This window comes from Mycobacterium pinniadriaticum (assembly GCF_026242045.1).
Lineage (GTDB): Bacteria > Actinomycetota > Actinomycetes > Mycobacteriales > Mycobacteriaceae > Mycobacterium > Mycobacterium pinniadriaticum.
The window spans coordinates 194,674-217,667 of sequence record NZ_JAPJDO010000008.1; the positions used below are offsets into that span (position 1 = coordinate 194,674).

The following is a 22,994-nucleotide window of genomic DNA, read 5'->3' on the forward strand; positions in this document are numbered from 1 at the left end:
TACTCTGGACGGTGTGGAGAGCCCCGAACTCGTCAGCCTGTTGGCGGGCCGGCGCGTTGTGGTACTCACCGGCGCCGGGATTTCCACCGACTCGGGCATTCCCGACTACCGCGGCCCGGACTCACCGCCGGCCAACCCCATGACAATCCGCCAGTTCACCTCGAGTCGCACATTTCGGCAGCGCTACTGGGCCCGCAACCACCTCGGCTGGCGGCATATGGCCCACACCCTGCCCAACGCCGGACATCGAGCGCTGGCCGACCTGGAACAGGCCGGCGTGGTCACCGGCGTCATCACCCAGAACGTCGATCTACTGCACACCAAGGCCGGCAGCCGACGTGTCATCAATCTGCACGGCACCTATGCGCAAGTGGTGTGCCTGGACTGCGGGTACACGATGTCGCGTGCGGCGCTGGCCGACGAATTCGAAGCGGCCAATCCCGGATTCGCCGAGCGCGCCGAGAGAATCGGCGGCATCGCCGTGGCGCCCGACGCCGACGCCGTCGTCACCGACACCGAATCCTTCCGATTCATCGACTGCCCGTCGTGCGCCGGGATGCTCAAACCCGACATCGTCTACTTTGGCGAGAGTGTCCGCAAAGACATTGTCGCGCAAGCGTATTCATTGGTCGATGAGGCAGACGCCCTGCTGGTGGCGGGCTCGTCGCTGACGGTGTTCTCCGGATATCGGTTCGTGCGGCACGCCTCCGCGACGGGTATGCCGATCGCGATCGTCAACCGCGGACCGACCCGCGGAGACGACCTCGCGACGGTCAAGGTGGACAGCGGGTGTTCACCGATGCTGGCGCTGCTGGCCGACGAACTGTCGGGTCTCACGCCGGCGAGTTAAACGGCCACCAGATCGTCGGCATGCACGGCGGGACGGCGCATCTCGGCAGGTAGCTCCGGGGTCGACCGGCCGATCATGCCCGTCAACTCGGCGGCGTCGTAGGCCACCACCCCGCGGGCGACCATTTCCCCGTCCACGTCGCGCAACTCGACGACGTCGCCGCCGAAGAACCGGCCCGTGACCGCGGTGATGCCGGCAGCCAGCAGCGAGCGCCGCTGCTTGACCACCGCGCGCACCGCGCCAGCGTCCAGTGTCAGGGCACCGGCGGCCTCGGCGGCGTAGCGCACCCAGAACCGGCGCGCCGACATCCGGTCGGGACGTGGCGCGAACACCGTACCCACCGATGCGTCGGTCAGCGCTGCACCGGCGTCGGCCGCCGCGGCCAGCAGCACCGGAACCCCGGCGTCGGCGGCCAGCAGTGCCGACGACAGCTTGGAACGCATCCCGCCGGTGCCCAGCCGGCTGCCCTGCCCGGCCACCACGCCGTCGAGGTCGTCCGGTCCGGCCACCTCTGGGATGAATCGGGCGTCCCCTTTGCGCGGGTCCGCGTCGTAGAGCCCGTCGATGTCGGAAAGCAGAATCAGCGCGTCCGCGCCGACCAGGTGGGCCACCAGCGCCGATAACCGGTCGTTGTCGCCGAACCGGATCTCGTTGGTGGCCACGGTGTCGTTCTCGTTGACGATCGCCACGGCATGCAGCGCGCGCAGTCGGTTCAGGGTGCGCTGGGCGTTGGTGTGCTGCACACGCATGGAGATGTCGTGCGCGGTCAACAGGACCTGACCGACGGTGCGGTCGTAGCGGGCGAACGCCGCGCTCCAGGCGTTGACCAAGGCCACCTGCCCGACGCTGGCCGCGGCCTGCTTGGTCGCCAGATCGGTCGGCCGCCGGTTGAGACCCAGTGGCTCGATGCCCGCCGCGATCGCACCCGAGGACACGATCACGACGTCGGCCCCCGCCTCCATCCGAGCCTCGATCGCGTCGACGAGCTGAGCCAGCCGGCCCGCGTCGAACAGGCCCGACTTCGTGGTGAGCGCGGTGGTGCCGATCTTCACGACGACACTGCGCGCGGTGCGGACGGCGTCGCGGTATTCGCTCACGCGACGCCCTCGCAGGCTCGGTGGTCGCGTGCCACCTGTTGGTTCGCTCCGCAAGCCTCGCTCACGCGACGCCCTCGCAGGCTCGGTGGTCGCGTGCCACCTGTTGGTTCGCTCCGCAAGCCTCACTCACGCGTCGTCCTCGTGCTCGCGGCGCAGGCGACGGGCTTCCTTGCGCTCGGCCGCGCCGATCCGGTCGTTCTGCTCCAACCGGGCATCGGTGCCACGTCCGGTCGGTGTCACGTCGACACCGGCCGGCGTCTGCGGCTCCCAGTCGAAGGTCATATCGCCGATGGTGACCGCGCAGCCGGGCTTGGCGCCCAGCCGCAGCAGTTGGTCCTCCACCCCGAGCCGGGCCAGCCGGTCACCGAGGTAGCCGACAGCCTCGTCGTTGTCGAAATTCGTCTGGGCGATCCAGCGTTCCGGCCGTACACCACGCACGACGAAGCCGCCGGGATGGTCGTGGTCGGGCTCGACGGTGAACCCGGTCTGGTCGACCGGAACAGGCCGGATCACCGGGCGGCGCGGCGCCACCTCCGGCTGGGCTGCCTGATATGCCGCCACCATGTCCCACAGCGCAAACGTCAGCTCCCGCAAGCCTTCCCGGCTCACGGTCGACACCTCGAAAACCGGCCAGCCGCGTGCCTCGATATCGGCACGCACAAAGTCAGCCAGCTCCCTGGCCTCGGGGACGTCGATCTTGTTCAGCACCACTGCACGCGGGCGGTCAGCCAGGTCACCTAACGTCGAATCACCTTGCAGCGTGGGACGATACGCGGCCAGCTCGGCCTCGAGCGCATCGATATCGGACACCGGGTCGCGGCCCGGTTCCAAGGTGGCGCAATCGACCACATGCACCAGCAGCGCGCAGCGTTCGATGTGGCGCAGGAAGTCCAGACCGAGCCCGCGACCTTCTGAGGCACCAGGGATCAACCCGGGCACGTCGGCGACGGTGAAGGTGTGATCCCCCGCCGAGACGACACCGAGATTGGGCACCAGCGTGGTGAACGGGTAGTCCGCGATCTTGGGTTTGGCCGCCGAGATCGTCGACACCAGAGAGGATTTGCCTGCCGACGGGAACCCGATCAGCCCGACATCGGCGACGGTCTTGAGTTCCAGGGTGAGCTCGCGCTCCGCCCCCTTCTCGCCGAGCAGTGCGAAACCAGGGGCCTTGCGGGCCCGGGACGCCAGCGCGGCATTGCCAAGCCCGCCGCGGCCACCCTCGGCGGCCACGAACCGGGTTCCGGCACCGACCAGATCTGCAAGCAGACGACCGTTCCCGTCGAGCACGACGGTGCCGTCGGGCACCTTCACCTCGAGATCGGCGCCGTTGGCCCCTTCGCGGTTGCTGCCCATCCCCTGCTTGCCGGACGGTGCGGCGACATGCGGGTGGAAGTGGAAGTCGAGCAGGGTGTGCACCTGAGGATCGACGACGAGGATGACGCTGCCCCCTCGCCCGCCGTTGCCACCGTCGGGCCCGCCGAGGGGCTTGAACTTCTCCCGGTGGACCGAGGCGCAACCGTTCCCACCGTTGCCCGCGCGGGTGTGAATGACCACGCGGTCGACGAAACGGGGCATCGGAGAGTCCTTTCAACCGCCGAGTGTGAAACTGGTGCGAGAAATCGGCCTCAACCTCGCAGTGGTTTCACACTCGCGAGAGAGACCTACTCCGGTCGCGCGACGCGAACGATGTTGACGGTCTTGCGGCCACGCTTGACACCGAACTCCACGGCGCCGGGCGCCTTGGCGAACAGGGTGTCGTCACCGCCGCGACCAACGTTCACGCCGGGGTGGAAGTGAGTGCCGCGCTGGCGGACGAGGATCTCGCCGGCCTTGACGATCTGGCCGCCGAACCGCTTGACGCCGAGACGCTGGGCGTTGGATTCGCGACCGTTGCGTGAGCTGGAAGCGCCCTTCTTATGTGCCATGTCAGTTCGCTCCCTCGACTACTTGATTCCGGTGACCTTGAGCACCGTCAGCGGCTGACGGTGACCCTGCCGCTTGTGGTAGCCGGTCTTGTTCTTGAACTTGTGGATGCGGATCTTCGGGCCCTTGGTGTGCTCGAGCACCTCACCGGTGACCGCGACCTTCTCCAGGGCCTTGGCGTCGCTGGTGACCTTGGCTCCGTCGACCACCAGGGCGACGGGCAGGGAAACGGAGCCGCCGGCCTCGACCTCGAGCTTCTCGACCTTGACTATGTCTCCAACGGCGACCTTGTACTGCTTGCCGCCGGTCTTGACGATTGCGTACGTCGCCATCGTTTCCTCTGCCTTGCTCTGCGGGCGCGCGCTAACCGAAGCTGCGTGCGCGGGTCTGGGGGTGCGGGATCTTGAGCCCGCTGCCACCGGCGTCGGACGCCTGGCGACAACTGCTCAAGGTTACGTGACCAGCACCGGGAGGGTCAAACCGCCACCCTAGGTGGATGGCGGCCCGGCTGGGCGTGCCGCCGCCCGGCGCCGGTGCCGGCCGGCCGGCACCGGCGGTGCCGGAGTCACGACCGGCTGGTCGACGTCGTATTCGTCGGCTTCGCTGTCATCGTCGTCGCTGTCGTCATCGAGATCGTCCTCATCGTCGGAGTCGACGTCGAGGGAGTCCTCATCATCGAGGTCCTCGTCGTCTTCGTCGAGGTCGACGTCGATCTCGTCGTCCTCGTCCTCGTCGGATTCGTCGTCGTCCTCGTCGTCGGATTCGTCGTCGTCGGACTCGTCGGCTTCGGCGAGATCGTCCTCGGTGACCTGTGCGGCGGTGTCGGCATCATCCTCGGAGAAAGTCTCCCGCTCGAGTTCGTCGGCCAGCTCCTCCTCGGCCTCCTCGTCGTCGTGCTTGCCGTTGGCCGCCGCCATCGCCTTGAACATCGGATGCTCGCCGGTGTGCTGCGGCACCTTGGCCACCGGCGCCTCGTCGGGACGCCCGCGTTTACCCCGCTTGCCACGCCGACCACCGCCACCGCCCGACTCCGACTTGCGCCCGGCAGCCTGCGTGGTGTCGACCGGATCGGCGTGCAGCACGATGCCCCGGCCGCTGCAATGCGTGCACGTGGTGGAGAACGCCTCCACCAGCCCGGTGCCCAGCCGCTTACGCGTCAGCTGCACCAGACCGAGTGACGTCACCTCCGACACCTGATGCCGGGTGCGGTCGCGGGCCAGCGCCTCGGTCAGCCGCCGCAACACCAGGTCGCGGTTGGACTCCAGCACCATGTCGATGAAGTCGATCACCACGATGCCGCCGATATCGCGCAGCCGCAGCTGGCGCACGATCTCCTCGGCCGCCTCGAGGTTGTTCTTGGTGACCGTCTGCTCCAGGTTGCCGCCCGCGCCGGTGAACTTGCCGGTGTTGACGTCGACCACGGTCATCGCCTCGGTGCGGTCGATCACCAGGGTGCCGCCCGACGGCAGCCACACCTTGCGGTCCAGCGCCTTGGCCAGCTGCTCGTCGATGCGATGCACGGCGAACACGTCCGGACCGTCCGCACCACCCGGAGGGTCGTACTTGGTCAGCTTCGAAACAAGTTCGGGCGCAACGGAATTGACGTAGTCAGTGATGGTCTCCCAGGCGTTGTCGCCGGACACGATCAGCCCGGAGAAATCCTCGTTGAACAGGTCGCGGATCACCTTGACCAGCACGTCGGGCTCTTCGTACAGCGCGACGGCGGCACCGGCTTTGTTGCCCTTGACCCGCTCGGCTTCCTCGGCGATCTTGGTCCAACGCGCCTGGAGGCGTTCGACGTCGCCGCGGATGTCTTCTTCCTTCACCCCTTCGGACGCGGTGCGGATGATCACACCGGCGTCGTCGGGAACCACGTCGCGCAGGATTTCCTTGAGCCGCTGGCGTTCGGTGTCGGGCAGCTTGCGGCTGATACCGGTCGACGACGCGCCCGGCACATAGACCAGGTAGCGCCCGGCCAGCGACACCTGGGTGGTCAGCCGCGCGCCCTTGTGGCCGACTGGGTCCTTGCTGACCTGGACGACAACGTAGTCGCCGGGTTTGAGGGCCTGCTCGATCTTGCGCTGCGCCCCGCCAAGTCCGGCGGCCTCCCAGTTGACCTCGCCGGCGTAGAGGACTCCGTTGCGACCGCGGCCGATGTCGACGAACGCGGCCTCCATCGACGGCAGCACGTTCTGGACGATGCCGAGGTAGATGTTGCCCACCAGCGATGCCGACGCCGCCGAGGTCACGAAGTGTTCGACGACGACACCGTCCTCCATGACGGCGATCTGGGTATAGCGGGCACCCTCGTGCGGCGGTTCGGTGCGGATCTTGTCGCGGACCACCATGACCCGGTCGACGGCCTCGCGGCGGGCCAGGAATTCGGCCTCGGACAGGATCGGCGGCCGGCGGCGGCCGGCGTCGCGGCCGTCGCGACGGCGCTGACGCTTGGCTTCCAGCCGGGTCGAGCCGCTGATGCCCTGAATGGCGTCGGGATCGCGATCCTTGTCGTTGCGCGGCGGGCGCTCGTGCACGACGGTGTTCGGCGGGTCGTCTGCCGATCCGTTGTCCGAGTCGTCGCCGGCACCGCTCTTGCGGCGACGCCGCCGCCGACGCCGCCGGGTCGCCCCCTCACCGGTGCTGGACTCGTCGTCACCGCTGTCGTCGTCGCCCTCGGACGCTTCGCCGGTCTCGGCAGTCTCGTCGCCGGCCTCGGCGTCGTCACGGTCCTCGCCATCGGGTCCGCCCTGCTCACCGCGGCCGCGGCCGCGGCCACGCCGGCCGCGGCGGCGCCGCCGGTTGGCGGGGCGTTCGGACTGGTCGCCGTCGGTCTCGGCGGAGGCGTCCTCCTCCTCGTCGTCCCCGTCGTCTTCGTCGTCCTCGTCGCGGGTGGCACGGCGGCGTTCCGCCTCGACCGGTTGGGGGGCGACGAACAGCGGCATATAGGCCGTCTGCTCGAACGTGGTGGTCTCCAGGATCAGCCGCGACTCCGGCTCGTCGGGTTCCTCGGGCGCCTGCGCGACCTCAGGCACCTGCGCCACCTCAGGCGCCGTGGATTCCTCGGCGGCGGGCTCGTCGGCGCCGTCCTCGGGGCTGGTCGCCAGAACGTCGCGGACGCGCACCGCGTCGGTGCGGTCGACGCTGGAGTGCGGGCTGCGCGTCCGCCCGTCGAGCTCGCTCAAGGCGTCGAGCACACGCCGGCTGGTGGTGCCGAGCACGCGTGCCAGCGAATGCACCCTCAGGCGGTCGGGTAGTTCATCACCCGCGGCCACTGCCGGGGGTCCCCACTGCGTCTGGGGTTCGCTTTCGGGTAGGTCCTGATAGAGGTCATCGTCGGCCACGTATTCTCCTCAAGCCCCCGGGCGCGTCATATCGACGCGGCCACGCGAGGGCTTCCGCTATTTGCCCGGGTGATTACCGCCCGGACTTGTTTATGGTCTCGCTCCGAACTGTCCGTAGCGAACGCGCTCGGTGCCTGGCTGAATGACGGCTGTGACGGTCGGCGCCTCACCAAGTGGTGGTCGCGCACGTCGTAAGTCTTCATCCGGACGCGCTTTGCGGGCACATCCGAAGTCAGTATCCCACACCGCGAGCCCCGTTCGGACGACAGTGGCGCGGGAAGTGCCCTCAGACTCCGGGAAACCACAGGCCGATCTCGAGTTCGGCCGACTCCGGGGAGTCCGAGCCGTGCACGAGATTGAACTGTGTCTCCAGGCCGAAATCGCCGCGGATCGTGCCTGGTGTGGCCTTCTCAACCGGGTCGGTTCCGCCCGCGAGCTGGCGAAACGCCGCAATCGCGCGGGGGCCGTCCAGGACCGCCGCGACCACCGGGCCCGAGGTGATGAACTCCAGCAGCGAATCGAAGAACGGCTTGCCCTCGTGCTCGGCGTAATGGGCGCGAGCCAGCTCGTCGCTGACCTGCTTCAGTTCCAGGGCAGCGATCGTCAGGCCTTTGCGTTCGATACGGCTGATGATCTCGCCGACCACCCGGCGTTCGACACCGTCGGGCTTGATCAGAACCAGGGTCCGTTCCGTCATCTGGCGCCGTTCCTCCTCATCGCTTCGCTCTGCATCGTCACCGGCGCAGGTCACGGCGCACAGCGTACCCGTCAGTCGGAAGGTTGCTGCTGGCCGGGCAACAGGCCGCGGCGCTGCCTGCGCAGGACCTCGGCACGTAGGTAGGCGATCACCGCCCACACCACCAGAAACAGCAGCCCGACGAACCCGATGGCGGGATAGACGAAAGCGCCCGCGATGAGGATGAGCTGCACACTCAGGTTCAGCCAGATGGCCCATGGCCTGCCCTGGATGCCGGCCATCAGCACCAGGAACACCGCGAAGCCGACCAGGTAGGCCGTCGACCACGCGGTGAGGCCGCCACCGACCATGCCGACGACCGGCAGCGCCAGCAGGACCACGATCGCCTCGAGGATGAGGGTGCCGGCCATGACACCGCGGAAGCTCTTCCACGGATCGGGCATGTCGCTCATTGCGGGTCCTTCCCGAACAGGGTGCGCGCCGCGCCGGCGGTCACCACGGATCCGGTGATGACGATCCCGGCCCCGGAGAACCCGTCGGACTCGGTCGCGGAATCCTCGACGAGCGCGGTGGCGGTTTCGATGGCGTCGGGCAGCGTATCGGCGCGCAGCACTCGATCCGGCCCGAAGATCTCCTCGGCCCGCAACGCCAGCGCATCGACCTCGAGTGCGCGGGGCGAACCGTTGTGCGTGACGACGATCTGGTCAAGCGCCGGCTCCAGCGCGGTCAGGATGCCGGCGACGTCCTTGTCCCCCATCACCGACAACACACCGACGAGGAAGCGGAAGTCGAATTCGGATTCCAGCGCGGCAGCCAGCGCGGCCGCCCCGGCGGGATTGTGGGCGGCGTCGACGAACACGGTCGGCGCGCTGCGCATCCGTTCCAACCGACCGGGGCTGGCCGCCGCGGCGAATCCGGCCCGCACCGTGTCGACGTCCAGTTGCCGGTCCGCACCCGCCCCGAAGAAGGCTTCCACCGCGGCAAGCGCCACGACGGCATTGTGGGCCTGATGTTCGCCGTGCAGCGGCAAGAAGATGTCGGAGTAGACCCCGCCGAGGCCCTGCAGCTGCACCACCTGGCCGCCGACGGCCACCTGCCGACCGAGCACGGCGAACTCCGAATCCTCACGGGCTACCGCGGCATCGGACTTCACGGCCTGCGCCAGAACGACTTCCATCGCTTCGGGCGACTGCCGGCCGATGATCGCCACGGTGTCGGTCTGGACCAGATCGCCACGCGGCGCACCGATGATGCCCGCCTTCTCCGCGGCGATCTCGGCGATGGTGTCGCCGAGATACTCGGCGTGGTCGACGCCGATCGGGGTGATCACCGCGACGGGCGCGTCGACGACATTGGTGGCATCCCATCGGCCACCCATCCCGACCTCGACCACGGCGATGTCGACGGGCGCGTCGGCGAAGGCGGCGAATGCCATGGCGGTGAGCACTTCGAACTTGCTCATCGCCGGGCCGCCGTTCCTCTCCGACTGGGCATCCACCATCTGCACGAACGGCTCGATCTCCCGGTAAACCTCGACGTAGCGGGCCGGGGTGATCGGCTGGTTGTCGATGGCGATGCGTTCAACCGCGGATTGCAGGTGCGGGCTGGTGGTCCGCCCGGTCCGGCGGCTGAACGCCGTCAGCAGCGCGTCGAGCAAGCGGGCCACCGAGGTCTTGCCGTTTGTGCCGGCGATATGGATGCACGGGTAGCTCAGCTGCGGCGAGCCGAGCATCTCCATCAGCGCCTCGATCCGCGCGGTGCTGGGCTCCAACTTGGTTTCCGGCCAGCGTTGGTCGAGCAGATGCTCCACCTGCAGCAGCGCGGCGATCTCGTCAGGTGTCGGCGATTCGGTCATCATGGCAGCGCAGCCAGCCGGGCGGTGATCCGCTCGACTTCCTCGCTGGCCAGCTGCTGGCGATCGCGGATCTTGGTGACGACGTCCTCGGGGGCTTTGGCCAAGAACGCCTCATTGCCGAGTTTGGCTGTGGTTCCGGCTAATTCCTTCTCTGCGGCGGCCAGGTCCTTCTCCAGGCGGCGTCGTTCGGCGGCCACGTCGACCGTACCCGAAGTGTCTACCTCGACGTCGACGGTGCCCGCCGAGAGCCGCACCTCGATGCGGGCCGTGGGAGTGAACTCCATACCCGAGCTGGTCAGCCAGGCCAGCGCGGTGACCGGGGCGACCTGACCGCCCAGGCCGGCTTGATCGATGCCCGAGAGCCGCGCGGGCACCTTCTGCCGGTCGGCGAGGCCCTGGTCGCTGCGGAACCGTCGGATCTCCGTCACCAGCTTCTGCACGTCGGCGATCCTTTCCGCGGCAACCGGATCCAGCGCAATGCCGGAGGCCGTCGGCCACGGCGCGATCACCAGCGACTGCACCTGTCCCGTCGCTTCGCTCGCCCCGGCCCCACCGGTCAGCGCCTTCCACAGCGTCTCGGTGACGAACGGCATCACCGGGTGCAGCAGCTTCAGCAGCGTGTCCAGGACCGCCGCGAGCACCGCGGTCGTATGTGGGAGTCCTTGGCTCAGCTGTACTTTCGCCAGCTCCAGGTACCAGTCACAGAATTCGTCCCAGGCGAAGTGGTATAGCGCCTCGCAGGCCCGGCTGAACTCGTAGCCGTCGAGGGTCGAATCCACCTCGGCGCGCACTTCTTCCAGGCGCCCCAGGATCCAACGGTCGGCGTCGGTGAGGTCGGCGATATCCGGCAGCGGCGCCGGCGCGGCGCCGTTCATCAGGGCGAACCGGGTGGCGTTGAACAGCTTGGTCGCGAAGTTACGCGAGGCCCGGGCATGGTCTTCGCCGATGGACAGATCACCGCCGGGACTGGCACCACGGGCCAGGGTGAACCGCAGCGCGTCGGCCCCGAACAGTTCCACCCAGTCCAGCGGGTCGATCCCGTTGCCGCGGGACTTGCTCATCTTGCGGCCGTGCTCGTCGCGGATCAACCCGTGCAGGAAGACGTTCTCGAACGGCACCTGCGGACCACGCGCGCCGTCCAGCGTGATCGTGGAGTCCCCCGAGACGAACGTCCCGAACATCACCATGCGCGCCACCCAGAAGAACAGGATGTCGTATCCGGTCACCAAAACGCTTGTCGGATAGAACTTCTCCAGTTCAGGCGTGCGGTCAGGCCAGCCCATCGTGGAGAACGGCCACAGCGCCGAGGAGAACCAGGTATCCAGCACGTCGGGGTCCTGCTGCCACCCTTCCGGCGGAGTTTCGTCCGGCCCGACACAGACCTTCTGCCCGTCGGGACCGTGCCAGATCGGAATGCGGTGCCCCCACCACAGCTGACGCGAGATGCACCAGTCGTGCATATCGTCGACCCAGGCGAACCAGCGCGGTTCCAAGCTCTTCGGGTGGATCACGATGTCACCGCCGCGCACCGCGTCACCGGCCGCCTTGGCCATCGAGGAGACCTTGACCCACCACTGCAGGCTCAGCCGCGGTTCGATGGGCTCGCCACTGCGTTCGGAGTGTCCCACGCTGTGCAGGTACGGACGCTTCTCGGCGACGATGCGGCCCTCGTCGGCCAGCGCCTTCCGCACCGCGAAACGCGCTTCGAATCGGTCGAGACCATCGAATTGTGTTCCCGTACCGGCGATCCGGCCCTTGGTGTCCATGATCGAGGGCATCGGCAGGTTGTGCCGCACCCCGATCTCGAAGTCGTTCGGATCGTGCGCGGGGGTGACTTTCACCGCACCGGTGCCGAATTCGGGGTCGACATGTTCGTCGGCGACGATGACGATGTCACGATTCAAGAACGGGTGCGGCAGGGTCTTGCCGACCAGTTGCCGGTAGCGTTCGTCGTCGGGGTGCACCGCGATCGCGGTGTCGCCGAGCATCGTCTCGATCCGGGTGGTGGCCACCACGATGTGCGGTTGCGAGTCCTCCATCGATCCGTAGCGGAATGACACCAACTCGCCCTCGACGTCCTCGTACTTGACCTCGAGGTCCGAGATCGCGGTCTCGAGCACGGGCGACCAGTTGACCAGCCGCTCGGCCTGATAGATGAGACCGGCGTCGTAGAGACGCTTGAAGATGGTGCGCACCGCTCTGGACAGACCTTCGTCCATGGTGAACCGGTCGCGGCTCCAGTCCACGCCATCGCCCAGCCGGCGCATCTGGCCGCCGATGGTGCCACCGGACTCGTGCTTCCAGTCCCACACCTTCTGCACGAACAGTTCGCGGCCGAAATCTTCCTTGGTCTTGCCGTCGACGGCGAGTTGCTTCTCGACCACGCTCTGGGTGGCGATACCGGCATGATCCATCCCGGGCAGCCACAGCACCTCGTAGCCCTGCATGCGCTTACGTCGGGTCAGCGCGTCCATCAGCGTGTGGTCCAGCGCGTGACCCATATGCAGGCTGCCGGTCACATTCGGCGGCGGCAGCACGATCGAATAGGCGGGCTTACCACTGGCAGCGTCGGCCTCGAAGTAGCCGGCATCGACCCAGCCCTGATAGATCTGCGTTTCTACCGCCCCCGGATCCCACGACTTGGGCAGGGCGTCGGCGCGGGAGTCGTCAGTGGTGGTCACTCGACAATTCTAGGAACGCGCGCGACCGCCCCGACGGGCGACCTGTGCGGTCGCTGGACGTGCTAGTTCTTCCCGCCCAGTAATCCACGGCCGATTCGAGCTCACCGGAGTCGATGTCGTCGGAGACGACGTTGTGCTGGATGCCGCCGAGCAAGGTGGGTACCAGGGTCTGGATGGCCTGGTTCGCCTCCCCTCAGGGGCGCCGAGCCTGCTGGCGATATCCGCCACCGGGATCTGGCTGTAGAGATCGTCGAGACCGGCTATGACGTCCACCTTCATCGGTGGATTGGATGCGGCTCTCGACGCTGACACTAGTCCTCGAGGCGGACGGTCTCCAGGAAAATCTCGGCGGCGGGAAACCGGTCCAGCAGCGCGTCCCCCATGGCGGCGGCAGGGGTCAGCACACCACGCAGATCGGACAGCTTGTCGCGGTCGAGCGCCAGCGCCAGACCGCATTCGCCGAGCATGACCGCCGTGGCCTTGTAGCCCGGATCGCCCTGCTGGGCGATGGTGGCCCGGTAGCGCGCTCCGGTCGTGGTGGTCGTGTAGGTCTCGGCGCGGTAGTAGCCGCGCTCGCGGGTCTGCTCGCTGGGGCCGGTGCCCGGCTTCGGTGCGACGCGCTCGACCAGCCGGCGTGGCAGGAAGCGGAAGAACCGGCTGCCCAGCGCGACAACGCCGTTGTTGGCCGCACTCGCCACGGCGGACGCCACCGGCGCGACGACCGAGGAACCGACGCTCATGTTCTCCGCATAGCGGAACCTGCGACCATAGGCGTAGTGCAGAAGCGCATTGCTGCGCCGCACGATTCGAGTGTTGTACATCGCCATGGCGAAGCCTGTGGTCCACACGCCGGCCAGTTCGGGTGCGATGTTGGCGCCCCGGCGCCAGGGCAGGTCGGGCTGCGGGCCGAGTTCGGGCTCGACGGCCCGGTCCTGGGTCAGCGTGTACGGGTCCTCCAGCATGCGCCGGGTGTTCGGGTCGTTCGACGAGGCGCGGAACACCTCGATCATCGATGCGACCGTGCCACCCGACACCCCGCCGGAGAAGCCACGCAGGACGAAATCGGTGTCGCCGAGTTCGCCAGCGCCGTCCCGCTGGGCCGCCCGGTAGAGCGCGAACACGCTCATATCCGAAGGGATGGAATCGAACCCGCACGCATGCACGATGCGCGCCCCGGTGTCGGCGGCCTGTTTGTGGTAGTCGTCGATGCTCTGCCGGACGAACATCGCCTCGCCGGTGAGGTCGGCGTAGTCGGTGCCGGCCGCCGCGCAGGCGACCACCAGTGGCAGGCCGTAGCGGCTGTAGGGGCCGACGGTGGTGATCACGACGCGGGTGCGCGCGGCCATGTCGTTCAGGGAAGACGGGGACGCGGCATCGGCGGTCAGAATCGGCCAGGACTGTGCCGATTCGCCGAGCGTCTCCCGCACCGCGAGCAGCTTGTCGGGTGATCGGCCAGCCAGGGCGACCCGCACATCACCGCCCTTGCGGGCCAGGTACTCGGCGGTGAGCTTGCCGACGAATCCGGTGGCCCCGTATACGACGATGTCGAATTCCCGCTGCGCTGCCGTCATGAGCGCCAACATACCGGGCGCGCTCAGCCCAGCGTTTCGGGCAACTGGCCCGCCTCCCCCAGCACGTGCTCGGCCAGAAACGCGGTGACCACCTGGTACCAGATCTTGGCGTGCTGCGGGGACAGCACCCAGTGGTTCTCGGACGGGAAGTACAGGAACCGGTGCGCCGAGGTGCCGTCGGCGGCGGCGGGCGACCCGGATTCGGTCAACAGCTCGTACCACAGTCGCAGCGCCTCACCGATGGGCACCCGATAGTCCTTGTCACCGTGGATCACCAGCATCGGAGTGGTGATCTGGTCGACGAAGCGGTGCGGCGAATTGGCTTGTGCCATGGCCGGTGTCATCTCGCGAGCCCAGTAGTAGGCACCGTCGGTGGTCGCGCCGAACTGGTCGAGTGCCCACAGGCTGGCGTGGGTGACGATCGCCGCGAAGCGGTCGGTGTGCCCGGCAACCCAGTTGGCCATGTAGCCGCCGAACGAACCACCCATCGCCGCGGTGCGTCCGGCGTCGATGCGGGGGTCGGCCACCGCGGCGTCGACGGCGGCCATCAGATCCTCATACGGCGGACCGCCCCAGGCGCCCCAGCCGCGCTGGATGAACCGCTGTCCGTAGCCGGTGGACAGTGCGGGGTCGGGCAGCAGTACCGCGTAACCACGGGCGGCCATCAACCAGGGGTTCCACCGCCACGACCACACGTTCCAGCTGCCCAGCGGCCCGCCGTGGATCCACAGCAGCAACGGGGCGGGTGATTGGGTGATGGGCGGAAGCACCAGCCAGGACCGCACCGCCGTGCCGTCGGCGGTGGTGGCGACGATCTCGGTGAGGTCGCCCGGCAGCTGTGGCAGTTCCACGCACGGCAGTGCGGTGAGCGTCCCCGATGGGTCGATGCGCACCGGGTGCGGCGGCGCCGCGTAGGAGGTCCGCAGCGCGTAGATGACGCCGCCGGGCGCGGCCACCACGTTGGTATAGCTGAAGTCGTCGACGGTGACCTGCCGGACGGGGCCGTCGAGAGCGATCTCGAAGACCGGGCAACGGCCGTTGTCGTCTGCGGTGACCAGAAGTGCCGCACCATCGTGGGCCCAGGTGACCGACGCTGGCCAGCGATCCCATCCGGTGGCCAGCTCTGTCCACTCCCCCGATGACAAATTCAAGTGGCACAGAGTGATTCGCGGCGCGTCCTGTGGTGTGGACACGGTTTCGCGGGTGAAGGCGACGCTCGTGCCGTCGGGCGAGATGGCGGGGTGTTCCAGATCGGCCGCGGGATCCTCGGCGATCACCGAGCGCACGCCGGTCCGCAGGTCGATGCGCATCAGGACCGACCGCAGCGCCGCCCGCGGGGCGGCCACCCGCCAGGCGGTGACGGCGAAGGTGCCATCGGGGCTCACCGCGAAATCCGGCTCGCCGAGCGCGGGCCCGGGCTCCCTGGTCAGGTCGGTGAGGCCCCCGTCGGCGGCGACGCCGAACAGGTGAATCTGGCCCGGACCGAGATCCTTGTCCCAGTGCCGCACTGGATATCCGGTGTGCAGGATCGCGCTGATCTTGTTGTCCTTGCGCAGTTTTCGCAGTCGTCGTTCGTCGTCGACGGTGCCGGCCGAGGGCAGCACCGAAGCCCCGATCACGATCGTGGACGCGGCACGCGCGGTCCGGACGGCAGAGATCCCGGCTGGCAGTTCCGCGAGCTTCGCGGCTTCCCCGCCCGCAGCCGGCAGCAACCACAGCGCGGCCGGCGGTGTGTCGTCGTCCTCGCCCGCCCGCACCGAGGTGAACAGCAGATCCCCGTCGGCGGTGAAGACCGGCGCGGCCTCGCCCTTGGCCCCTCGGGTCAGCCGGCGAGCCGGGCTTGCCCCGGTGGGGTCCAGTTCCCACACCGCGGTGACGTATTCGGTCTTGGCGGCGTTGAGTTCGGCGACGGTGGTGACGACCCGCGACCCGTCCGCCGCCACCGCCAGGCCGGCGACCCGGGGCAGGGCGATGTAGTCGTCGAGATCGTCGAAGGGACCGGTGGTCATGCGGACACGCTACGTTCAACCCATGACCGAGATCGCTGTCGTCGGCGCGGGGATCGCCGGGCTCGCGTCGGCCGTGGCGCTGGCGGGTCGGGGTCATTCCGTCACAGTGATCGAGGAGCGCACCGACACCGCGTCCGGCGCGGGCATCAGCATCTGGCCCAACGCGCTCGCGGCGCTCGACCGGCTCGGCCTCGGCGACCAGGTCCGGGCGGCCGGTGGCCGGGTGACCGCGGGTGCGGTGCGCTGGAAGGACGGCACCTGGCTGCGCCGGCCGGCCGGTGAGCGCATCGTCTCCGCGTTGGGCGAGCCGCTGGTCGTGCTGCAGCGGGTCGCGCTGCGCGACATCCTGGCCGGTGCACTGGCCCCCGGCACCGTTATCGACGGGGTCGCGGTCCGCGAGGTGACCGCCACCGCCACCGGGGTGCGGCTGCACCTGACCGATTCCTCGACGCGGGAGGTGGGCGCGGTGGTGGGCGCCGACGGCACCGGATCGGTGGTGGCCCGCCACCTCAACGGCCCGCTACCGCATCGCTACGCGGGGTACACCGCGTGGCGCGGGGTGTCCGCCCTGGCGATCGACGCCGATCTGGCCGGCGAGACCATGGGCGCCGGGGTCGAGGTCGGCCATGTCCCGATGGGCGCCGACCGGACGTACTGGTTCGCCACCGAACGCGCCGCCGAAGGCGCTACCGCACCGGATGGGGAGCTGGCGTATCTGCGCGCCAAGTTCGGCGCGTGGGCCGCGCCCATCCCGGCAATGCTGGCGGCCACCGATCCCGCCGAGGTGCTGCGTAACGACCTCTACGACCGTGGCATCGCGCAGCGCTGGGCTGCGGGACCGGTGGTGCTGGTCGGGGATGCGGCCCACCCGATGCGGCCGCACCTGGGTCAGGGTGGCTGCCAGGCACTTGAGGATGCCGCCGTGCTCGGTGCGTTCGTGGAGATGTCCGCCGACCTTCCGACGGCGTTCGCGGCCTTCGCATCCTTCCGTCGCCGCCGGGTGCGTGCCATCGTCGCCGAATCACGGGTGATCGGCCGGGCGGTCAACCTGCGCCCGCCCGCGCTCAGCGCGCTGGCCAGCAGGGCCACCGTGGCGCTGCCGGAGTTCCTGGTGACCCGCCACCTCGCCTCGATCGCCGCCGGGTCGGCGTTTCGGTTGCCCACACGCGACGACGCCCAGCCGGCGTGAACCGGCTGGGCGTCTCGTGTGTCAGCGGAGACCGAGAGCGTTCTTGATGGCCTGCCCCGGGTCGTGGAAGGCCTGGCACATCTTGTTGAAGTCGATGGACTTGAACGGGCCACTCAGGACGTTCGCGCAGGCGCCCTGAGCCGGGGCGGCGCCGCCGGAGACCGGGGTGGCGAACGCCGGGGTGCCGGCGGCCCGGCCGCAGGACGGCCATGCGCCCATGCCCTGCTTGCGGGCGACGTTCTCGGCCACCCGGATCTGCTCCTCGCGGGAGGCCTGGTGCGGGGCGCCGACGCCGCCGTTGGCGGCCCAGGTGGCCTGCTTGAACTGCAGACCGCCATAGAAGCCGTTGCCGGTGTTGGCCGCCCAGTTGCCCCCGGACTCGCACTGTGCGACGGCGTCCCAGTTCACTCCATTATCGGCGCTGGCGTTTCCGCAGCTCAGAACGAATCCGGCGAGAGCCAACGCTCCGGAGATGACTACCAGGGTGACGATCCTGCGCAAGGTGCTCATTGGTGTTTCCCTTCCCGACAAAGGGGGCACTGGCGTACCACTGTGATGTTGTTCGCAACTTGTGATGCAGGCGTTACAGGCGTGTCGATTGTTTTTCTTGAGATTTTTGATAGAGGAGTTTTCTCAGAGACAAGGGTGGCGCCGAGTCAGTCGACCCGGCGCCACCCTTGAGAGCGTTATCTCAGCCGCGACGGCCGCAGACCGGCCAGGCACCCCGGCCCTGAGTACGCAGGACGTTCTCCGCCACACGGATCTGCTCCTCACGTGAGGCCAGGTGCGGCGAGCCCGAACCACCGTTGGAACGCCACGTGCCCATGGCGAACTGCAGGCCGCCGTAGTAGCCGTTGCCGGTGTTGATCGCCCAGTTGCCGCCGGACTCGCACTGTGCGACCGCGTCCCAGTTCATGCCGTCAGCGGAGGCGGTACCGGTACCGACGAACATCGGCGCCACCACAGCGGCGCCACCGATCGCGGCCATCCCGAAGGACCGTGCGAGCGTCTTGCGGAGGTTGTACAACAGTTTTCCTTTCGCCGAGCACGCGCCGAGTGCAGTCCTGAGCCAGGGCTGCCGGAGTTCGGGTCGCGCCGTCTCGGTCGGGCACGACAGCGGCGACCGGCCGGCTCACCGTGGGGTTGCTCACCCGGTGACCCGAAGAAGGCCCTCGGACCTCCCCGGCCCCGCTCACACGCAGGGTTCGAATCTGTGGAGTTATTTGCTCCCATAGGGATCGGGTAGGACCGTACGGAGCCAATCGAGCGAAGTCACATCAACGACACGCCTATCTCGGTTTGATAACAGGACGATCACGGCCGGAACTTGTGAGTTATCTGTGCAGGTCAGCGCCACGTTTCATGACCAGGCAGTACGTTGACACGCCCGTCAATTTTGTGATTCAAATCACGCACTATTTGTGGCCTGGGCCACAGGTCTTTGATCACGCAATGCACCGAAAGCGTCGGGGTCGGCACATCCGGGCCAGGAGGCGCGCCTCGCGTGCCACGTCCAGCGCGCGCCGGCCAGGGATCACGTTAGCTGACCGCCCTCCCCGTTCGCCGTCAACCGGATGGACGAAAACCCTTGTCGATAATAATCTTTCACTCCAGTACGCCGCATTCGCAGCGCCGGGGTCCGACAACCGGCGACCGGCCGACCCTGACAGTTCGGGCTCAGAATGTATTGCCTACCAGGAGTGTTCGCGGGTCTCCTGCCGCACCCCTCGGCGCCGCACCCCGGCCCCGGACCGGTGACGCACCGAGCGGAATGCCCGCCGTTACCGACGAGGCGCGAGATCAGCGCGAAATGGCCCGGTTTCACTGACCTCTCGGCACGGAGACGGCTGAAATTCGTTCTGGCTCAGACGATCTTGAGGTCCACAGAATGTGGATAAATGACTGGTGCCAAATACCGGAGTGCAATTTCAATAATTCGCACCGAAATAGGGTGTCTTTCGAAAATTAGGTAGCGATTTGCTGTTGCAAATCAGCCGGAGAATTGACGTTGGCCAGCGCCGGACCCGCGGGCAGCACGACCCGCTGGGTCACGACGGTTTCGGCCAGCGCGCGCATGCTGCGCTCACCCGCGGCGACGAGGGCGTCGATATGGTCGGCGAGGTCGGTGCGGTAGATGCCGGCCAGGTAGTGGTCCCGGCTATCCCACGGCAGCACGATGTCGACACCGGAGTATTCGGCCAGTTCGTCGATCACGTCGACGGTCAGGAACGGCATGTCGACCGCGCTGACGAAGGCCCGCTCCAGTCCGGCCGCCGCGGCCGCCCGAAGCCCGCGCCCGGTGGCCAACAACGGTCCCACCCCGCGCACCTCGTCGCGCAGCACCTCGGCGTTCAGCGCCGGGAGGGCCTGGCCGGGGGCGGCGATCACGAACACCGGCGCACAACGCGACCTCAAGACTCCGACGGTGTACTCCACCATCGTGACGCCCCCATCGGGATGCGGCAGCGTGGCCTTGTCCCGGCCCATCCGGCGCGACGCACCACCAGCCAGCACCACGGCGGCCAACGGGGCGGGCGTGCTCACGGCTGCGTCTAGGGCCGGCTAGTCGACGGTCCAGGTGTCACGGCCGCGCAGCAACGATTGCAGCGCGTGCCGGTCATGGGGCGTGGCCTCTCGCGCAAGGCGGACCTGGTCACGGGCGGCGTCGTCATACGTCGGCCGGCTGACCTGGCGGAAGACGCCCATCACGGTGTGTTCGAGGTTCTGCTGGCTCAACCGTGACAGTGCGAAGGCGTAGGCGGAGTCGGCGATGGTGGCGTCGTGGACCACGATGTCACTGGCCGCGACGTCGGCGGTCTTGGCCACATCGAGCCCGAAACCGGTCTTGACCACGCAGTACTCGCCGTTGGCCCCGAACGTGACCGGCTCACCCTGGCGGACGTTGATGATCCGCTCCTCGGCCCCCTCCTTGCGGAGCAGGTCGAAGGAACCGTCGTTGAAGATCGGGCAGTCCTGCATGATCTCAACCAGCGCGGCACCGCGATGCTCGGCGGCCGCCTTCAGCACCTCCGACAGACCCTTGCGATCGGAGTCCAGCGCCCGGCCCACGAACGTCGCCTCGGCACCCAGCGCCAGCGACACCGGGTTGAACGGATGATCCAGCGAGCCCATCGGGGTGGACTTGGTGACCTTGCCGACCTCCGAGGTCGGCGAGTACTGGCCCTTGGTCAGACCGTAGATCCGGTTGTTGAACAGCAGGATCGTGATGTTGACGTTGCGGCGCAGCGCATGGATCAGGTGGTTGCCACCGATCGACAGGGCGTCACCGTCGCCGGTGACCACCCAGACCGACAGATCCGGGCGGGCCAGCGCCAGGCCGGTGGCGATGGTCGGCGCGCGCCCGTGGATCGAGTGGAAGCCGTACGTCTCCAGGTAGTACGGGAACCGGCTCGAGCAGCCGATACCGCTGACGAAAGCGATGTTCTCCCGGCGCAGCCCCAGATCCGGCAGGAAGTTGCGGATCGTGTTGAGGATGACGTAGTCACCGCAACCCGGGCACCAGCGAACCTCCTGGTCGCTGGTGAAGTCCTTGGCCTTCTGCGGCTCATCGGTGGTCGGCACCCACGCCGTCTTGGACACACCCGGTGCCAGCAGGTCCGAGCCGATCAGGTCAGTCATCCGTTCACTCCCGCGCCAACTCCTGTGCCAGTGCTCACGGTAGCCGCCTCGAGCCTGGCGAATTTCGCTTTATCGCTTTCCTTTTCAGCCAGCGTCCCATCCAGGGCGGCATCAATGATGCCCTCCACCTCGTCAGCCCGGAACGCCATGCCCGCCACCTTGGTGACCGGCTGCACGTCGACCAGATACCTGCCGCGCAGCAGCAGCCCCAACTGACCGAGGTTCATCTCCGGAACCACCACGTTCGGGTACTTGCGCAGCACCTGACCGAGGTTGGCCGGCATCGGGTTGAGGTGGCGCAGGTGCGCCTGGGCGACCTTGATTCCGCGGCGGCGCGCCCGACGGCACGCCTCGCCGATCGGCCCGAACGAACTCCCCCAGCCCAGGATCAGCAGCTCTGCGTCGCCGGTCGGATCGTCCACCTCGAGGTCGGGCACCGTGATGCCGTCGATCTTGGCTTGACGCAGCCGGACCATGAGGTCGTGGTTGGGCCCGTGATAGGAGATAGCACCGGAACCGTTGGCGGACTCCAAGCCGCCGATGCGGTGCTCCAGGCCGGGGGTGCCGGGAATCGCGAACTGGCGGGCCAGTGTCTCGGGGTCGCGCGCATAGGGCTGGAAGTCCTCGCCGGCCTTGGCGTGATCGGCATCGATCGGCTCGAACGAGTCCATGTCCGGGATCCGCCACGGCTCCGAGCCGTTGGCGATCGCACCGTCGGACAGCAGGACAACCGGCGTCCGGTACGTCAGCGCGATGCGTGCGGCCTCGATGGCCACCTCGAAGCAATCCGACGGCGTGCTGGCGGCCAGCACCGCGACCGGCGACTCGCCGTTGCGGCCGAACATCACCTGCAGCAGGTCGGCCTGCTCGGTCTTGGTCGGCAGGCCGGTGGACGGGCCACCGCGCTGCACGTCGATCACCAGCAGTGGCAGCTCGGCCATCATGGCCAGGCCGATGGCCTCGGACTTCAGCGAGATGCCGGGGCCCGAGGTGCTGGTGACACCGAGTGCGCCGCCGTAGGACGCGCCGATCGCCGCACCGACGCCGGCGATCTCGTCCTCGGCCTGGAAGGTCAGGACGTTGAAATTCTTGTGCTTGGACAGCTCGTGCAGGATGTCCGAGGCCGGCGTGATCGGGTAGGTGCCGAGCACCACCTGCGTGTCGGCCAGCTGCCCGGCGGCGATCACGCCGTAAGCCAGGGCGGTGTTGCCCGAGATCTGCCGGTACTCCCCCGGCGCCAGCTTGGCCGGCGCGATCTCGTAGGTGGTGCCGAAGGCCTCGGTGGTTTCGCCGTAGTTCCAGCCGGCCTTGAGCGCCAGGACATTGGCCTCGGCGATATCGGGCTTGCGGGCGAACTTCTCCCGGATGAACGTCTCGCTGGTCTCGATGGGCCGGCCGTACATCCACGACAACAGTCCGAGCGCGAACATGTTCTTGGCGCGCTGCCCGTCCTTCTTGGTCGCGCCGATCGCCTCGACCGCACCCAGGGTCAGCGTGGTCATCGCGACGGCCTGCACCACATAGTCGGACAGCTCGCCACTATCGAGCGGGTTGTTCTCGTAGCCGACCTTCGCGAGGTTGCGTTTGGTGAATTCGTCGGAATTGGCGATCACCAGACCGCCGCGCGGCAGGTCGCCGATATTGGCCTTCAGCGCGGCGGGGTTCATGGCGACCAGAACGTCGGGACGGTCGCCGGCGGTGAGGATGTCGTAATCGGCGATCTGGATCTGGAACGAGGAGACGCCGGGCAGCGTGCCCTGCGGGGCGCGGATCTCGGCGGGGTAATTCGGCTGTGTCGCAAGGTCGTTGCCCCACAGTGCCGCCTCGGAGGTGAACCGGTCACCGGTCAGCTGCATACCATCGCCGGAGTCACCGGCGAACCGGATGACGACCTTCTCCAGTTTCTCCCGGTCACCCGTAGCTCCGTTGCCGTTCGGACCCACGTGCCCGCCTTTCGTCCCGTCCCCGCCGGGTGTAGATCCCGCGTCGCTGTCAGATGGACGCGCCGACGGAATCGACAGCCCAGGAGTTGCTGTCACTCGCGGTACCGATTATTGCACTTTCTTAGGCAAGCCAGACCACGGCGGGACATTGACACGCCGCGCACCCTGCCTGAAAATCACAGCTCACGGACTTGATCCA

General features: G+C 68.1%; 17 protein-coding genes and 1 pseudogene. 2 read left to right on the top strand and 16 right to left on the bottom strand.

The window, feature by feature from the left end:
- Positions 1-13 precede the first annotated feature (13 nt).
- A complete protein-coding gene (locus ORI27_RS12235) occupies positions 14-850 on the top strand; it encodes an NAD-dependent protein deacetylase (RefSeq protein ID WP_265997111.1) in 837 nt (278 codons plus the stop codon).
- Here ORI27_RS12235 and proB read toward each other — a convergent pair.
- The 11 genes from proB to ORI27_RS12290 all read right to left on the bottom strand — a co-directional run bounded on the left by proB (position 847) and on the right by ORI27_RS12290 (position 16,024).
- A complete protein-coding gene (gene proB, locus ORI27_RS12240) occupies positions 847-1,947 on the bottom strand; it encodes a glutamate 5-kinase (RefSeq protein ID WP_265997112.1) in 1,101 nt (366 codons plus the stop codon). The two genes, ORI27_RS12235 and proB, sit on opposite strands and share 4 nt — an antisense overlap.
- Before the next feature lie 126 nt (positions 1,948-2,073).
- Positions 2,074-3,522 carry a GTPase ObgE gene (obgE, locus tag ORI27_RS12245; protein WP_265997113.1) on the bottom strand — a complete coding sequence of 483 codons (1,449 nt, stop codon included), beginning with the start codon at positions 3,520-3,522 and terminating at the stop codon, positions 2,074-2,076.
- 86 nt (positions 3,523-3,608) lie between these two features.
- On the bottom strand, positions 3,609-3,872 hold the full coding sequence (gene rpmA / locus ORI27_RS12250) for a 50S ribosomal protein L27 (RefSeq protein ID WP_265997115.1): 264 nt from the start codon (positions 3,870-3,872) through the stop codon (positions 3,609-3,611).
- 18 nt (positions 3,873-3,890) lie between these two features.
- Complete coding sequence (gene rplU, locus ORI27_RS12255; RefSeq protein ID WP_108053820.1) at positions 3,891-4,202, bottom strand: 50S ribosomal protein L21; 312 nt, start codon at positions 4,200-4,202, stop codon at positions 3,891-3,893.
- 156 nt (positions 4,203-4,358) lie between these two features.
- The gene (locus ORI27_RS12260; protein WP_265997116.1) at positions 4,359-7,211 is read right to left on the bottom strand and encodes an Rne/Rng family ribonuclease; all 2,853 of its coding nucleotides are present in this window, start codon (positions 7,209-7,211) and stop codon (positions 4,359-4,361) included.
- Positions 7,212-7,497: 286 nt separating this feature from the next.
- Complete coding sequence (gene ndk, locus ORI27_RS12265; protein WP_265997117.1) at positions 7,498-7,908, bottom strand: nucleoside-diphosphate kinase; 411 nt, start codon at positions 7,906-7,908, stop codon at positions 7,498-7,500.
- Between the two features lie 71 nt (positions 7,909-7,979).
- A complete protein-coding gene (locus ORI27_RS12270) occupies positions 7,980-8,360 on the bottom strand; it encodes a DUF4233 domain-containing protein (RefSeq protein ID WP_265997118.1) in 381 nt (126 codons plus the stop codon).
- Positions 8,357-9,766 (bottom strand): bifunctional tetrahydrofolate synthase/dihydrofolate synthase, encoded by a 1,410-nt coding sequence (gene folC, locus ORI27_RS12275; protein ID WP_265997119.1) that lies wholly within the window; start codon positions 9,764-9,766, stop codon positions 8,357-8,359. Before folC ends, ORI27_RS12270 begins: the two co-directional genes overlap by 4 nt.
- Positions 9,763-12,444, bottom strand: a complete 2,682-nt coding sequence (locus ORI27_RS12280; protein WP_265997120.1) for a valine--tRNA ligase — start codon at positions 12,442-12,444, stop codon at positions 9,763-9,765. Before ORI27_RS12280 ends, folC begins: the two co-directional genes overlap by 4 nt.
- 311 nt (positions 12,445-12,755) lie before the next feature.
- Positions 12,756-14,015 carry a saccharopine dehydrogenase family protein gene (locus ORI27_RS12285; RefSeq protein ID WP_265997121.1) on the bottom strand — a complete coding sequence of 420 codons (1,260 nt, stop codon included), beginning with the start codon at positions 14,013-14,015 and terminating at the stop codon, positions 12,756-12,758.
- Between the two features lie 23 nt (positions 14,016-14,038).
- The gene (locus tag ORI27_RS12290) at positions 14,039-16,024 is read right to left on the bottom strand and encodes a S9 family peptidase (RefSeq protein ID WP_265997122.1); all 1,986 of its coding nucleotides are present in this window, start codon (positions 16,022-16,024) and stop codon (positions 14,039-14,041) included.
- Positions 16,025-16,046: 22 nt separating this feature from the next.
- On the opposite strand from ORI27_RS12290, the gene ORI27_RS12295 reads away from it, so the two are divergent.
- Positions 16,047-17,213: an FAD-dependent oxidoreductase gene (locus ORI27_RS12295; protein WP_265997123.1), complete on the top strand. Its 1,167-nt coding sequence runs from the start codon at positions 16,047-16,049 to the stop codon at positions 17,211-17,213.
- Positions 17,214-17,234: 21 nt separating this feature from the next.
- Here the strand turns inward: ORI27_RS12295 and ORI27_RS12300 are convergent, their stop codons facing one another.
- The 5 genes and pseudogenes from ORI27_RS12300 to ORI27_RS12320 form a co-directional block, all read right to left on the bottom strand.
- Complete coding sequence (locus ORI27_RS12300) at positions 17,235-17,723, bottom strand: transglycosylase family protein (protein WP_265997124.1); 489 nt, start codon at positions 17,721-17,723, stop codon at positions 17,235-17,237.
- 181 nt (positions 17,724-17,904) lie between these two features.
- Positions 17,905-18,138 (bottom strand): annotated as a pseudogene (locus ORI27_RS12305) (transglycosylase family protein); the annotation flags it as partial.
- 1,040 nt (positions 18,139-19,178) lie between these two features.
- On the bottom strand, positions 19,179-19,757 hold the full coding sequence (mobA, locus tag ORI27_RS12310) for a molybdenum cofactor guanylyltransferase (protein ID WP_265997125.1): 579 nt from the start codon (positions 19,755-19,757) through the stop codon (positions 19,179-19,181).
- An 18-nt stretch (positions 19,758-19,775) separates the two neighbouring features.
- Positions 19,776-20,852, bottom strand: a complete 1,077-nt coding sequence (locus ORI27_RS12315) for a 2-oxoacid:ferredoxin oxidoreductase subunit beta (RefSeq protein ID WP_265997126.1) — start codon at positions 20,850-20,852, stop codon at positions 19,776-19,778.
- The gene (locus ORI27_RS12320) at positions 20,849-22,795 is read right to left on the bottom strand and encodes a 2-oxoacid:acceptor oxidoreductase subunit alpha (RefSeq protein ID WP_265997127.1); all 1,947 of its coding nucleotides are present in this window, start codon (positions 22,793-22,795) and stop codon (positions 20,849-20,851) included. Before ORI27_RS12320 ends, ORI27_RS12315 begins: the two co-directional genes overlap by 4 nt.
- Positions 22,796-22,994: the final 199 nt, after the last annotated feature.

Bases quoted from the DNA above. Each gene is read 5' to 3' on its own strand.
- ndk (WP_265997117.1), bottom strand. From the start codon at position 7,908: ATGACGGAACGGACCCTGGTTCTGATCAAGCCCGACGGTGTCGAACGC.
- obgE (WP_265997113.1), bottom strand. From the start codon at position 3,522: ATGCCCCGTTTCGTCGACCGCGTGGTCATTCACACCCGCGCGGGCAAC.
- ORI27_RS12290 (WP_265997122.1), bottom strand. From the start codon at position 16,024: ATGACCACCGGTCCCTTCGACGATCTCGACGACTACATCGCCCTGCCC.
- folC (WP_265997119.1), bottom strand. From the start codon at position 9,766: ATGATGACCGAATCGCCGACACCTGACGAGATCGCCGCGCTGCTGCAG.
- ORI27_RS12270 (WP_265997118.1), bottom strand. From the start codon at position 8,360: ATGAGCGACATGCCCGATCCGTGGAAGAGCTTCCGCGGTGTCATGGCC.
- ORI27_RS12315 (WP_265997126.1), bottom strand. From the start codon at position 20,852: ATGACTGACCTGATCGGCTCGGACCTGCTGGCACCGGGTGTGTCCAAG.
- rpmA (WP_265997115.1), bottom strand. From the start codon at position 3,872: ATGGCACATAAGAAGGGCGCTTCCAGCTCACGCAACGGTCGCGAATCC.
- ORI27_RS12285 (WP_265997121.1), bottom strand. From the start codon at position 14,015: ATGACGGCAGCGCAGCGGGAATTCGACATCGTCGTATACGGGGCCACC.
- ORI27_RS12300 (WP_265997124.1), bottom strand. From the start codon at position 17,723: ATGAGCACCTTGCGCAGGATCGTCACCCTGGTAGTCATCTCCGGAGCG.
- rplU (WP_108053820.1), bottom strand. From the start codon at position 4,202: ATGGCGACGTACGCAATCGTCAAGACCGGCGGCAAGCAGTACAAGGTC.
- ORI27_RS12295 (WP_265997123.1), top strand. From the start codon at position 16,047: ATGACCGAGATCGCTGTCGTCGGCGCGGGGATCGCCGGGCTCGCGTCG.